The 11,996-nt window shown below is 70.3% G+C and carries 10 protein-coding genes and 1 pseudogene; 2 read left to right on the forward strand and 9 right to left on the reverse strand.

Going from position 1 to position 11,996, the window contains the following annotated elements; translation table 11 throughout:
- Positions 1 to 23: 23 nt before the first annotated feature.
- Positions 24 to 1,415, reverse strand: coding sequence for a dipeptidase (locus tag ACPEH0_RS04425; protein WP_366212921.1), 1,392 nt, complete (start codon positions 1,413 to 1,415; stop codon positions 24 to 26).
- A 52-nt stretch (positions 1,416 to 1,467) separates the two neighbouring features.
- Between ACPEH0_RS04425 and ACPEH0_RS04430 the strand changes: the two genes are divergently transcribed.
- Positions 1,468 to 2,028 carry a DUF3043 domain-containing protein gene (locus tag ACPEH0_RS04430; protein WP_217531295.1) on the forward strand — a complete coding sequence of 187 codons (561 nt, stop codon included), beginning with the start codon at positions 1,468 to 1,470 and terminating at the stop codon, positions 2,026 to 2,028.
- 69 nt (positions 2,029 to 2,097) lie between these two features.
- On the opposite strand, the gene ACPEH0_RS04435 is transcribed toward ACPEH0_RS04430, so the two are convergent.
- The 5 genes from ACPEH0_RS04435 to dnaE form a co-directional block, all read right to left on the reverse strand.
- On the reverse strand, positions 2,098 to 3,117 hold the full coding sequence (locus ACPEH0_RS04435; RefSeq protein WP_366212920.1) for a quinone-dependent dihydroorotate dehydrogenase: 1,020 nt from the start codon (positions 3,115 to 3,117) through the stop codon (positions 2,098 to 2,100).
- A 37-nt stretch (positions 3,118 to 3,154) separates the two neighbouring features.
- Complete coding sequence (nrdR, locus tag ACPEH0_RS04440; protein WP_064002325.1) at positions 3,155 to 3,628, reverse strand: transcriptional regulator NrdR; 474 nt, start codon at positions 3,626 to 3,628, stop codon at positions 3,155 to 3,157.
- Between the two features lie 13 nt (positions 3,629 to 3,641).
- Complete coding sequence (hisD, locus tag ACPEH0_RS04445) at positions 3,642 to 4,943, reverse strand: histidinol dehydrogenase (protein WP_366212919.1); 1,302 nt, start codon at positions 4,941 to 4,943, stop codon at positions 3,642 to 3,644.
- Positions 4,944 to 4,963: 20 nt separating this feature from the next.
- Complete coding sequence (locus tag ACPEH0_RS04450; protein WP_217531292.1) at positions 4,964 to 6,079, reverse strand: hypothetical protein; 1,116 nt, start codon at positions 6,077 to 6,079, stop codon at positions 4,964 to 4,966.
- A gap of 65 nt (positions 6,080 to 6,144) precedes the next feature.
- On the reverse strand, positions 6,145 to 9,663 hold the full coding sequence (gene dnaE / locus ACPEH0_RS04455) for a DNA polymerase III subunit alpha (RefSeq protein ID WP_217531291.1): 3,519 nt from the start codon (positions 9,661 to 9,663) through the stop codon (positions 6,145 to 6,147).
- Between the two features lie 48 nt (positions 9,664 to 9,711).
- On the opposite strand from dnaE, the gene ACPEH0_RS04460 reads away from it, so the two are divergent.
- Positions 9,712 to 10,185: an NUDIX hydrolase gene (locus ACPEH0_RS04460; RefSeq protein ID WP_217531290.1), complete on the forward strand. Its 474-nt coding sequence runs from the start codon at positions 9,712 to 9,714 to the stop codon at positions 10,183 to 10,185.
- A gap of 12 nt (positions 10,186 to 10,197) precedes the next feature.
- Here ACPEH0_RS04460 and ACPEH0_RS04465 read toward each other — a convergent pair.
- The 3 genes and pseudogenes from ACPEH0_RS04465 to lspA all read right to left on the reverse strand — a co-directional run.
- Positions 10,198 to 10,404 (reverse strand): annotated as a pseudogene (locus ACPEH0_RS04465) (GNAT family N-acetyltransferase); the annotation flags it as partial.
- 66 nt (positions 10,405 to 10,470) lie between these two features.
- On the reverse strand, positions 10,471 to 11,394 hold the full coding sequence (locus ACPEH0_RS04470; protein WP_366212918.1) for an RluA family pseudouridine synthase: 924 nt from the start codon (positions 11,392 to 11,394) through the stop codon (positions 10,471 to 10,473).
- The gene (gene lspA / locus ACPEH0_RS04475; protein WP_217531287.1) at positions 11,381 to 11,986 is read right to left on the reverse strand and encodes a signal peptidase II; all 606 of its coding nucleotides are present in this window, start codon (positions 11,984 to 11,986) and stop codon (positions 11,381 to 11,383) included. The genes ACPEH0_RS04470 and lspA overlap by 14 nt, the downstream gene beginning before the upstream one ends.
- Between the last annotated feature and the right edge of the window lie 10 nt (positions 11,987 to 11,996).

Consider the following 11,996-nt stretch of genomic DNA (forward strand, 5'->3'; position numbering starts at 1 on the left):
GACGCGGGTGATCGTGCCGCCGTTCAGTCGGAGGCGTCGAGCGAGGCGAGCAGCAGCGCCTCGGTCACCAGGGCGTTGCGGAACGTCTCGACGTGCAGCGACTCGTTGGGGCTGTGGGCCCGGGCGTGCGGGTCCTCGACACCGGTCACGAGGATCTCGGCCCCCGGGAACTCCCGCACGAGGTCGGCGATGAAGGGGATCGACCCTCCCACGCCGATGTCGACCGGAGTGCGGCCGTACCCGCTCTCGAGGGCGGCGCGCGCCGCTTCGACGGCGGGGCCGGACGTGTCGACGAGGAACGGGTCGCCGAAATCGACGTCGCGGAAGGTCAGCCGCGCCCCGAACGGCGCATGGCTGCGGAGGTGCGCCTCGATCGCGGCGAACGCGTCGGCGGCGGCCTGCCCCGGGGCGACCCGGGTGCTGATCACGACCGAGACCTTCGGTGTCAGCGTGTTGGACGCGTTCCGGACGCTCGGGGCGTCGATGCCGGTGATCGTGATCGACGGCTTGCTCCAGATGCGGCTGAGGATCTCGTCGCGCCCGATCGGCGACACCCCCTCGGGAAGGCCCGCCTCGCTGCGGAGGGTCTCCTCCGAGTACGGCGGGGTGGCGGCAACCCGGGATTCCAGTCCGGCGACGGCGACGGCACCGTCCTCGTCCCAGAGGGTCGCGAGAAGGGTGACCGCCGCGAGCATCGCGTCAGGCACGGCGCCACCGAACATGCCCGAGTGGGAAGCGTGCTCGAGCGTCTCGATGTCGAGGGTGAAGCGGGCATTGCCGCGCAGCGACACCGTCAGGGCGGGCGTCTCGGAATCCCAGTTGCCGGAATCGGCGACGACGATCACGTCGGCGCGGAGCGCATCCGCGTTGTCGCTGAGGAACTGGGCGAAGGATGCCGACCCCGCCTCCTCCTCCCCCTCGAAGAAGAGGTTGACGCCGAGGTCGAAGTCCGTGCCCATGGCGTCGACGAGCGCGCGCAACGCCCCGATGTGGGCCATGATGCCGGCCTTGTCGTCGGCCGCGCCGCGACCGTAGATCCGGCCGTCGCGCAGGGTCGGCTCGAAGGGCGGCGACTCCCACAGGGACTCGTCCCCGACGGGCTGCACGTCGTGGTGGGCGTAGAGGAGGATCGTCGGGCGACCGTTGCGGGCGGGGCGCGTCGCCAGCACCGCCGGCATCCCTTCCTCCCCCGTCTCGGGGACGACCGCGGTCGCGATCTCGACGCGTTCGAAGATGCCGAGGCCCTCGACGAGCGTCTTCACGGCCTCGGCGCTGCGCTGCACCTCGGCCCGGTCGAACCCGGGGAACGCGATCGAGGGGATGCGGACGAGCGAGCCCAGGTCGGCGAGGGCGGCGGGCACCTGGGTGAGGGCCGCTTCGCGCACCGCAGCGGACCGGGTGGTGTCGGAAGTCATGCGGGTAATCTTATGTCGCACGCCTTTTTCGCCGATTCCGAGGAACCGCCCCGTGGCAAAGACACCGCCCCCCGCCGACACCGCCCCCGACGCCCCCACCGGCGCGGGGAAGAACCGCCCGACGCCCACGCGCGCCGAGCAGGAAGCGGCGCGCAAGCGGCCCCTCGTCGCGAACACGAAGGAGGCGCGCGCCCGCGCCAAGGCCGAGCTCGCCGCCCAGCGCGAAAAGGCCCGGATCGGCATGGCCAACGGCGACGAGCGTTACCTCACGCCCCGCGACCGCGGGCCGCAGCGGCGGTTCGCCCGCGACTACACGGATGCCGGCTGGCACTTCGGCGAGCTCGTGATGCCGCTGCTGGTGATCGTCATCCTCTTCGCCCTGGTCCCGAACACCGCCGTCGTCTTCTACGCCTACATCGGCCTCTGGGCCTACCTCCTCTTCGTCGTCGCCGACATGATCATGCTCTCGCGCAAGGTCAAGAAGCTCGCCGCCGCGAAGTGGGGCGACCGCCGCGAGAAGGGCCTCGGCTGGTACGCGGCGATGCGCTCGGTGCAGATGCGGTTCATGCGTCTGCCCAAGCCCCAGGTCAAGCGCGGCGAGTACCCGAGCTGAGTCCGAGATCCGCAACGGGCCCGCACCGAGAGGTGCGGGCCCGTTCTCGTGCGGGGCGGATGCCGGAGCTCAGCGCACCAGGCCGCGGTTGATCTCGCGCGCCCAGAGGGGGCCGCGGTACACGAACGCGCTGTAGCCCTGCACCAGGTCGGCGCCGGCCGCGAGCCGCTCGCGGACGTCGGCCGCGGTCTCCACTCCCCCGGCGGCGATGACGCAGAAATCGGCCGGGACCGCGGCACGGACCCGGCGGAGCACCTCGAGCGAACGCTCGCGCAACGGCGCGCCGGAGAGCCCGCCGGCGCCCATGGCCTCGACACGTCCGGCATCCGTCGTGAGGCCCGTCCGGGCGATCGTCGTGTTGGTCGCGACGATCCCCGCCAGCCCCGTGTCGACGGCGAGGGCCGAGATGCCGTCGATCTCGTCGTCGGTGAGGTCGGGGGCGATCTTCACGAGGAGCGGGGTACCGCCTGCGGCATCCTTCACCGCCGACAGCAGCGGACGGAGCGTCTCGACGGCCTGCAGGCCGCGGAGCCCGGGCGTGTTCGGGGACGACACGTTCACGACGAGGTAGTCGGCGACCGGGGCGACGAGGCGCGTGCTGGCGACGTAATCGGCCGTCGCGTCGGCGACGTCCACGACGCGCGACTTGCCGATGTTCGCGCCGAGCACCGGACGCTTCGTGCGACGGCGCATGCGCGCGAGGCGGCCCGCCACGACGGCCGCGCCCTCGTTGTTGAACCCCATGCGGTTGATCAGCGCACGATCGGCGGGCAGCCGGAACAGCCGCGGCTTCGGGTTGCCGTCCTGCGGGATCGCGGTGACCGTGCCCACCTCGATGTGGCCGAATCCCAGCGCGTGCAGGCCGAGCGCTCCGATGGCGTTCTTGTCGAAGCCGGCGGCGACGCCGAAGGGCGAGTCGAAGACGAGACCGAGGGCCTCGGTGCGCAGCTGCGGGGCCGGGCGGGTGAGGGCGCGGGCGATCCACGAGAACGGCGGCACCGCGGCGACACGGATGACGACCATCCCGAGGTGGTGGGCCGTCTCGGGGTCCAGGCGGCGGAGGACGAGGTCGAAGAGGAGTCGGTACATCGGCTCCCAGCCTAGGGCGAGGGGCGCACCCCCGTGATCAGACCTCTTCGCGCTGGGCCCGCTGCGCGTGATCCGCCCGCAGCAGCGCGATCGCCTCGTCGAAGTCGTCGAGGGTCTCGAACGCCTGGTAGACGCTCGCGAACCGCAGGTAGGCGATCTCATCGAGCTCGCGCAGGGGCCCGAGGATCGCGAGTCCGATCTCGTTCGTGTCGATCTGCGAGACACCGGTCTGACGGACCGCCTCCTCGACGGCCTGGGCCAGCATCGCGAGATCCGCCTCGGTGACGGGACGGCCCTGACACGCCTTGCGGACGCCCGACATGACCTTCTCGCGACTGAACGACTCGATCACGCCGGACCGCTTGATGACGTTCAGGCTAGCCGTCTCGATCGTCGAGAACCGACCGCCGCACTCGGGGCACTGACGACGGCGACGGATGCTGAGCCCGTCGTCGCTCGTGCGGGAGTCGATGACACGGGAATCGGAGTGACGGCAGAACGGGCAGTGCATGGCGGCATCCAGCCTACGCGTCGAAGCGCGCCGTGACGGCTTCACCATGCGCGGGCAGCACCTCGGCGTTCGCGAGCGTGACGATGTCGTCGTGGACCGCCTTCAGTGCGTCACGGTCGTACACGATCACCTGCTGCGGACGCAGGAAAGTGGATGCCGACAGTCCCGACGCATAGCGCGCCTGACCTCCCGTGGGCAGCACGTGATTGCTGCCGGCGAGGTAGTCGCCGAGGCTCACCGGGGTCCACGCGCCGACGAACACGGCACCGGCGTTGACGTACTCCTCAGGGCGCGGGTCGCGCAGGTGCAGCTCGAGGTGCTCGGGAGCGTAGGCGTTGCTGAACGCCGTCGCCGTGGCGATGTCGTCGACGAGCACGACGGCGGACTGCGGCCCCGACAACGCCTGCGCGACGCGGGCGGCGTGGTGCGTCGCGGCTGCGCGCTTCTCGACCTGGACCACGACCGCCTCCGCGAGCGCCGCGGAGTCGGTGACGAGGACGGCCGCCGCCTGCTCGTCGTGCTCGGCCTGGCTCACGAGGTCGGCGGCCACCAGCCGGGCGTCCGCTGACTCGTCCGCGACGATGAGGATCTCGGTCGCGCCCGCTTCGGAATCGGTGCCGACCATGCCGGCCACGACGCGCTTCGCCAGCGCGACGAAGTTGTTGCCGGGGCCCGAGATGACGTCGACCGGGTCGAGACCGAGGGCCGGGACACCGTGGGCGTAGGCGCCGATCGCCCCCGCGCCGCCCATCGCGTACACCTCGGTGATGCCGAGGAGGCGAGCCGCGGCGAGGATGACGGGGTGGACCCGGCCGCCGTGGTCGCGCTGCGGCGGCGAGGCGAGGGCGACCTGTGCGACGCCGGCCACCTGCGCGGGGACGACGTTCATCACGACGCTCGACGGGTAGACCGCCTTGCCGCCGGGGACGTAGACACCGGCCCGCCGCACGGGTCGCCAGTGCTGCTCGACGCGGGCACCGGGGCCGATGTCCGTCACGACGGATGCCGGGACCTGCGCGGCTGAGGCGCGCCGGACCCGGTCGATCGCGTTCTCGAGCGCCCGACGGATCGCCGGGTCGAGGGCGTCGAGCGCCTCCTCGAGGTGCGCGGCCGGGACGCGGACGTCGTGACCTTCCACGCCGTCGAAGCGGGCGGCCTGTTCGCGCAGCGACGCCTCCCCCCGCTCCGCGACGTCCGCGACGACGGCGGCCGCCGTCACCAGCGCCTCGTCGCGGGCAGCGGTGGCCCGGGGGACGGCAGCGAGGAGGTCAGCCGGAGTGACGGCGCGACCCCGGAGGTCGATCGTGCGAAGCATCCCTCCAGGGTACCGGCGCGTCAGCCCCGGGTGACGCCCGAGACGTCGGTGAGGTAGCCGATCCGACCGTCCTCGTGGCGCACGACGAACGAGTCGCCGCGGTCTTCGATGACGAGGGCCCAGGCGGTCGGGCCGATGCGGAACAGGGGCGCGCCGTTCTCGTCGACGACGTCCCGTTCGACGGGTGCGAGCGCCCAGAACGCCTGCTGCGCCGAGGCCGGAGCCGGTGCCGGCTCGTCGTCGTCGATCGGGTCGCCGAGCGGTGCCGGGTCGGGGTCGACCGACGGCGCCGCCATCGTGAAGCGGGCGTCCGAGATCGGACGGGCGACGACCGGGCGGGCACCGCGGGCGACGCGGTGCGAGACCGTCTCGCTGCGGTGCAGGAAGTCCTCGTGGAACGGCGGGATGAAGGGGGCGATGACCGTGAGGGCGACACCCGCCGCCATCAGGATGACCTCGACCCAGACGACCCAGCTGCTCAGCCAGACACCCGTCGCGGCGCCGCGGGCGATGTTGATCCAGAGCCAGCTGAGCCAGAGCACCGCCGAGACCGAGAAAGCGACGGAGGCGAACTGGTCGATACCCAGGGAACCGACCCGGCGGATGCCGGTGGGCGAGAAGCGACGCAGGACGATGAGGAACACCGCGACCGTCGGCACGCCGATGGCGAGGATCCAGTCGATGCCCGAGCCCCAGACGTTCCCGCCGCCGAGGAGCTGCGTGTACGGGCCGTCGCTGTAGAGCGGGAAGAACGAGAAGAGGAAGGCGAGCGCCCAGACGCCCAGCAGCGACACCTCACGCAGCGAGAACGGGCCGATCCCGTACTGCGGCGGGACGTGGCCCGCCTCGGGAGCCTGGTCGACATCGGCGGGGGTGGTGTCGACGTACGGCGCAGGAGCCGCCGCGGCGGCCGGGGCGTCGTCCACGGGGGCGGATGCCTCGGCTGCCGGCGCGTCGGCTGCGGCCGGCGCGGAGGACGCCGCATCCCTCTCGAAGTCGTACGCCTCGGTCTCACTGTCGACGCGGGACGCGTCGTACACCGCGGTCTCGGGCTCCCGGACGACGGTGATGTCGAGGTCCTCGACGGTGCCCCCCGTCTCGTCGGGCGTTTCGGGGGTCGGCTTCTGGTCGGTCACGATGCTCCTTCCGCACAGCGCCGGGGGGCGCCGCCTGCGATCCTACCCCGCGGGCTGTGGACGACTCAGCCGAGACACTGGGGTCCCAGCAGACCCTTCAACTCGCCGTAGAGGTCGACCGTCACGCCCACCTGCGCGGGCACCTCGAAGACCTTCGCGACGCCGCCGCGGTGGAGCTTCAGGGTCACCTCGGTGCTGCCCGGATGCCGGTCGAGGACGGCGGCGAGCTGACCGATCGTCGTCTCGGTCGCCCGGTGCTCGGGGAGCAGGAGGACGAGCGGGCCGGCGGCATCCACCGATCCGAGGTCGGGGACGAACGCGGACTGCCCGTGGAGGTTGCGCCCGTCGTCGCGCTGCGAGACGCGTCCGCGCACGACGAGGATCGAGTCGGCCTGCAGCATCGACTGGAACTCGGTGTACGTCTTGCCCATGAACATGACGGTCACCTCGCCGTCGAAGTCCTCGACGGTGATCATGCCGTACGGATTGCCGCTCTGCTTCGCGACGCGGTGCTGCACGCTGGTGACCAGGCCCGCGATCGTGACGATGTCGCCGTCGGAGATGTCCTCGGAGACGAGCAGGTCGTGGATCGAGGTCGACGCGTGTTTGGCGAGCGGGATCTCGAGCCCGGCGAGCGGGTGGTCCGACACGTAGAGCCCGAGCATCTCGCGCTCGAAGGCGAGCTTGTCCTTCTTGGTCCACTCGGGACGCTCGGGGACGCGAGCGACCTGCTGCGGCTCGTCGTCGCCCCACAGGCTGTCGAAGTCGAAGCCGACCTCGCCGTTGGCCTCGCGCCGTTTGTCGAGCACGGCCTGCTCGGTGGCGTCCTCGTGGATCTCCATGAGCGCGCGCCGCGTCGACCCGAGCGAGTCGAACGCGCCGGCTTTGATGAGGGACTCCACCGTGCGCTTGTTGGCGACGTGGGCGGGGACCTTCGCCAGGAAGTCGTGGAAGCTCGTGTAGGGGCCGTCGGCCCGCGCCGCGACGATGCCGTCGACGACGTTGCTGCCGACGTTGCGGACGGCGCCCAGACCGAAGCGGATGTCCTCACCAACGGCCGCGAAGTAGCGGATCGACTCCCCCACGTCGGGCGGGAGGACGCGGATGCCCATGCGGCGGCACTCGTTGAGGTACACCGCCATCTTGTCCTTCGAGTCGCCGACGCTCGTGAGGAGCGCGGCCATGTACTCGGCGGGATAGTGGGCCTTCAGGTACGCGGTCCAGTAGGAGACGAGGCCGTACGCCGCGGAGTGGGCTTTGTTGAAGGCGTAGTCGGAGAACGGCAGCAGGATGTCCCAGAGGGCCTTGATCGCTGCCTCACCGAAGCCGCGTTCCTTCATGCCGCCCGAGAAGCCCTCGTACTGCTTGTCGAGCTCGGACTTCTTCTTCTTGCCCATCGCGCGGCGCAGGATGTCCGCCTGACCGAGCGAGAAGCCGGCCACCTTCTGCGCGATCGCCATGACCTGCTCCTGATAGATGATCAGGCCGTAGGTCGTGTCGAGGATCTCACGCAGCGGCTCTTCGAGCTCGGGGTGGATGGGTGTGATCGGCTGCACGCCGTTCTTTCGCAGTGCGTAGTTGGTGTGCGAGTTCGCGCCCATCGGACCCGGTCGGTACAGCGCGATGACGGCCGAGATGTCCTCGAAGTTGTCGGGCTTCATGAGGCGCAGGAGCGAGCGCATCGGGCCGCCGTCGAGCTGGAAGACGCCGAGCGTGTCGCCGCGGCTGAGCAGGTCGTACGCGGCGCGGTCGTCGAGCTCGAGGTGCTCGAGGTCGAGTTCCTCGCCGCGGTTGCTCCGGATGTTGTCGAGGGCGTCCGAGATGATCGTGAGGTTGCGGAGCCCCAGGAAGTCCATCTTGATGAGCCCGAGGGTCTCGCACGACGGGTAGTCGAACTGCGTGACGATCTGGCCGTCCTGCTCGCGGCGCATGATCGGGATGATGTCGATCAGCGGTTCGCTCGACATGATGACACCGGCGGCGTGGACACCCCACTGCCGCTTCAGGCCCTCGAGCCCGATCGCGCGGTCGAAGACGGTCTTCGCCTCGGGATCGGTGTCGATGAGCGAGCGGAACTCGCTCGCCTCCTTGTAGCGCGGATGCTTCGGGTCGAACATGCCGCCGAGCTCCATGTCCTTGCCCATGACGGGCGGCGGCATGGCCTTGGTGAGCCGCTCGCCCATGGAGAAGGGGAAGCCGAGGACACGACCGGCATCCTTCAGCGCCTGCTTCGACTTGATCGTGCCGTACGTGACGATCTGCGCGACGCGCTCGGAGCCGTACTTCTCGGTCACGTAGTCGATGACCTCGCCACGGCGACGGTCGTCGAAGTCGACGTCGAAGTCGGGCATCGAGACGCGGTCGGGGTTGAGGAACCGTTCGAAGATCAGACCGTGCTCGAGCGGGTCGAGGTCGGTGATGCGCATGGCGTACGCGACCATCGAACCGGCACCGGAACCGCGGCCGGGACCGACGCGGATGCCGTTGTCCTTGGCCCAGTTGATGAAGTCGGCGACGACGAGGAAGTACCCCGGGAAACCCATCTGGAGGATGATGCCGGTCTCGTACTCCGCCTGCTTGCGCACCCGGTCGGGGATGCCGTCGGGGTACCGGTAGTGGAGGCCGGCCTCGACCTCCTTGATCAGCCAGCTGTCCTCGGTCTCGCCCTCGGGCACCGGGAAGCGCGGCATGTAGTTGGCGGAGGTGTTGAACTCGACCTCGCAGCGCTCGGCGATGAGGAGCGTGTTGTCGCAGGCCTCGGGATGGTCTCGGAAGAGCTGACGCATCTCCTGGGCCGTCTTGATGTAGTACCCGTCGCCGTCGAACTTGAAACGGTTCGGGTCGTCGAGGGTCGAGCCGGACTGCACGCAGAGGAGGGCGGCGTGCGCGTCGGCCTCGTGCTGATGCGTGTAGTGCGAGTCGTTGGTCGCGACGAGCGGGATGCCGAGGTCCTTCGAGAGCCGGATGAGGTCGGTCATGACCCGACGCTCGATCGACAGCCCGTGGTCCATGATCTCGGCGAAGTAGTTCTCCTTGCCGAAGATGTCCTGGAACTCGGCGGCCGCGGCACGGGCCGCCTCGTACTGCCCGAGACGCAGGCGGGTCTGCACCTCGCCGGACGGGCAGCCGGTCGTGGCGATCAGTCCCTTGCCGTAGGTCTGCAGCAGCTCGCGGTCCATGCGCGGCTTGAAGTAGTAGCCCTCGATGCTCGAGAGCGAACTGAGCCGGAAGAGGTTGTGCATCCCCTCCGTGCTCTGGCTCCACATCGTCATGTGGGTGTAGGCACCGGAACCCGAGACGTCGTCGCTCTTCTGGTCGGGCGAGCCCCAGGCGACGCGGGACTTGTCGCTGCGGTGGGTGCCCGGGGTGACGTAGGCCTCGAGACCGATGATTGGCTTGACGCCGGCGGACTGTGCGGCACGGTAGAACTCGAAGGCCGCAAACGTGTTGCCGTGATCGGTGACGGCGATCGCCGGCATCCCGTACTCGGCTGCCGCCTGCGTCATCGCGCCGATCTTCGCGGCCCCGTCGAGCATCGAGTATTCGCTGTGCACGTGCAGATGGACGAAGGAATCGGATGCCACGGATCGAGTCTACGTTCCGGGTCCGACACGGGACCTAGGCTGGTCGGCATGGCCACTCCCGAGTTCGTCCTCGCCCTCCGCGAGAAGATCGGCACCGCTCCCCTCCCCCTCGTCGGCGTCACCGCGATCGTCTTCCGTGACGAAAAGGTGCTCATCGGACGGCGGGCGGACAACGGCTCGTGGCAGCCCGTCTCCGGCATCGTCGACCCCGGCGAGGAGCCCGCCGACGCGGCGGTCCGGGAGTGTCGCGAGGAGGCCGGGATCGTCGTCCGAGCGACCCGCCTGGCCGCCGTGCAGCAGATCCCCCGCATCGAGTACGCCAACGGCGATCAGGTCGACTACCTCGACCTCGTCTTCCGCTGCGACTGGGTCTCGGGCGAGCCGCATCCCGCCGACGGAGAACTCACCGACGTCGGGTGGTTCGGGCTCGGCGAGCTGGTCGACGTCGATCAGACCCACGTCCGGAAGATCGCGCTCGCGATCGCCGAGGACGACCCCGCGAGCTTCGCCGGCGGCCGCTGACCGTCAGCGCAGATCGAACAGGCTTCGGGTGCCGACGTAGGTCATCGTGAGGTCGACCTGCTCGCCCCTGTTGTCGACGGGGTACCCCTCCGTCGCCGGCGTACCCTGCGACCTCGCGAAGTCCACCGCGCCCGCCAACAGGGCGTGGGAGATGCCCTTCCCGCGATGCCCCGGACGGACGCGGATGCACCACACCGACCACACGTCGAGGTCGTGGACGTCGACGGTCATGACAGCAGGATGCCGCGGGCCGCCGACGTCCGCACCCGTTTCCGCCGAGTCGGTTCACGATTGGTCGCGCAGCATTTCCAGGGCGTGAGCGAGGTCCGCCGGGTACTCCGAGCGGAAGGTCGACCACTCCCCCGTCGCGGGGTGCGCGAAGGACAGTTCGTGGGCGTGGAGCCACTGCCGCGTCAGCCCCAGGCGCTGGGCGAGCGTCGGGTCGCCTCCGTAGAGGGGATCGCCGACGCACGGATGCCGGTGGGCGGCCATGTGGACGCGGATCTGGTGCGTGCGCCCGGTCTCGAGGTGCACCTCGAGCAGCGAGGCACGGGGGAATGCCTCGAGCGTCTCGTAGTGCGTCACCGAGTCCTTGCCGTCGGGCGTGACCGCGAACTTCCACGAGTGGCTGGGGTGACGGCCGATGGGCGCGTCGATGGTCCCCACCAGCGGGTCGGGGTGGCCCTGCACGACCGTGTGGTAGATCTTGTCGACCTCGCGTTCCTTGAAGGCCCGCTTCAGCGCGGTGTAGGAGCGCTCGGTCTTCGCGACGACCATCAGGCCGCTCGTGCCCACGTCCAGGCGGTGCACGACGCCCTGACGCTCGGGAGCGCCGGAGGTGGCGATGCGGAACCCCGCGGAGGCGAGGGCGCCGACGACCGTCGGACCCTCCCATCCCAGCGAGGGGTGCGCGGCGACACCGGCGGGCTTGTCGACGACGACGATCTCGTCGTCGTCGTGGACGATGCCGAGGTCGGGTACCGCGATGGGGACGATCTCGGGACCCCGCTTGTCCTCCCAGTCGACCTGCAACCAGCCCCCGGCGACGAGCTTCTCGGACTTGCCGACGGTGCGCCCGTCGAGTTCGACTCCCCCACCCTCGGCGACCTCGGCCGCGAACGTGCGTGAGAAGCCGAGCAGCTTGGCCAGCGCGGCGTCGACCCGGGTGCCGTCGAGGCCGTCCGGGACGGGGAGGCTACGGCTGGGCATGGGGATCGGCGGATGCCGGCTGCGCCTCGTCGTCCGCCGTCGCCGCGGCATCCTTCTCCCGCGACCCGTCGAAACGGACGCCGAGCAGGACCAGGATCGCGACGGCGAGCATCATCGTGACGATGAAAGAGTCGGCGACGTTGTAGATGGCCGACGGGAAGCCCAACCAGAGCCACGGCGTGTGGATGAAGTCGACGACGTGCCCGACGAGGAACCCGGGTGCGCGGAACAGTCGGTCACCCAGGTTGCCGAGGATGCCGCCGAGCAGCAGCCCGAGGACGATGGCCCACGCCCGCGACCGCACGCGGGTCACGGCGAGGACGATGATCGTGACGGCAGCGGCGGCGAGCACGAGGGTGAAGACCCAGGTGACGCCCTCCCCGAGCGAGAACGCCGCGCCGGGGTTGAAGGTCAGATAGAGCTGGAGGAAGTCCCCGAGCACCGGGACGGCCTGCCGCTCGGGCAGGTTCTCGAGAGCGAGGAACTTCGTGAACTGGTCAGCGGCCAGCACCAGCACCGCGAGGATCGCGATGGTGGTGCCGGCCGCTGCGGCGCGCAGTGTCGTCCGCGACGCGGACGTTCGGCTCGACAACGTGCGAGCG

The organism is Microbacterium sp. NPDC079356 (genome assembly GCF_049545465.1).
In the GTDB taxonomy this organism is placed as follows: Bacteria; Actinomycetota; Actinomycetes; order Actinomycetales; family Microbacteriaceae; genus Microbacterium; species Microbacterium gawkjiense.

What these genes read in the sequence shown, in the direction of transcription:
- ACPEH0_RS04425 (WP_366212921.1), bottom strand. Translation starts at nt 1,415, where the DNA reads ATGACTTCCGACACCACCCGGTCCGCTGCGGTGCGCGAAGCGGCCCTC.
- ACPEH0_RS04435 (WP_366212920.1), bottom strand. Translation starts at nt 3,117, where the DNA reads ATGTACCGACTCCTCTTCGACCTCGTCCTCCGCCGCCTGGACCCCGAG.
- nrdR (WP_064002325.1), bottom strand. Translation starts at nt 3,628, where the DNA reads ATGCACTGCCCGTTCTGCCGTCACTCCGATTCCCGTGTCATCGACTCC.
- hisD (WP_366212919.1), bottom strand. Translation starts at nt 4,943, where the DNA reads ATGCTTCGCACGATCGACCTCCGGGGTCGCGCCGTCACTCCGGCTGAC.
- ACPEH0_RS04460 (WP_217531290.1), top strand. Translation starts at nt 9,712, where the DNA reads ATGGCCACTCCCGAGTTCGTCCTCGCCCTCCGCGAGAAGATCGGCACC.
- ACPEH0_RS04470 (WP_366212918.1), bottom strand. Translation starts at nt 11,394, where the DNA reads ATGCCCAGCCGTAGCCTCCCCGTCCCGGACGGCCTCGACGGCACCCGG.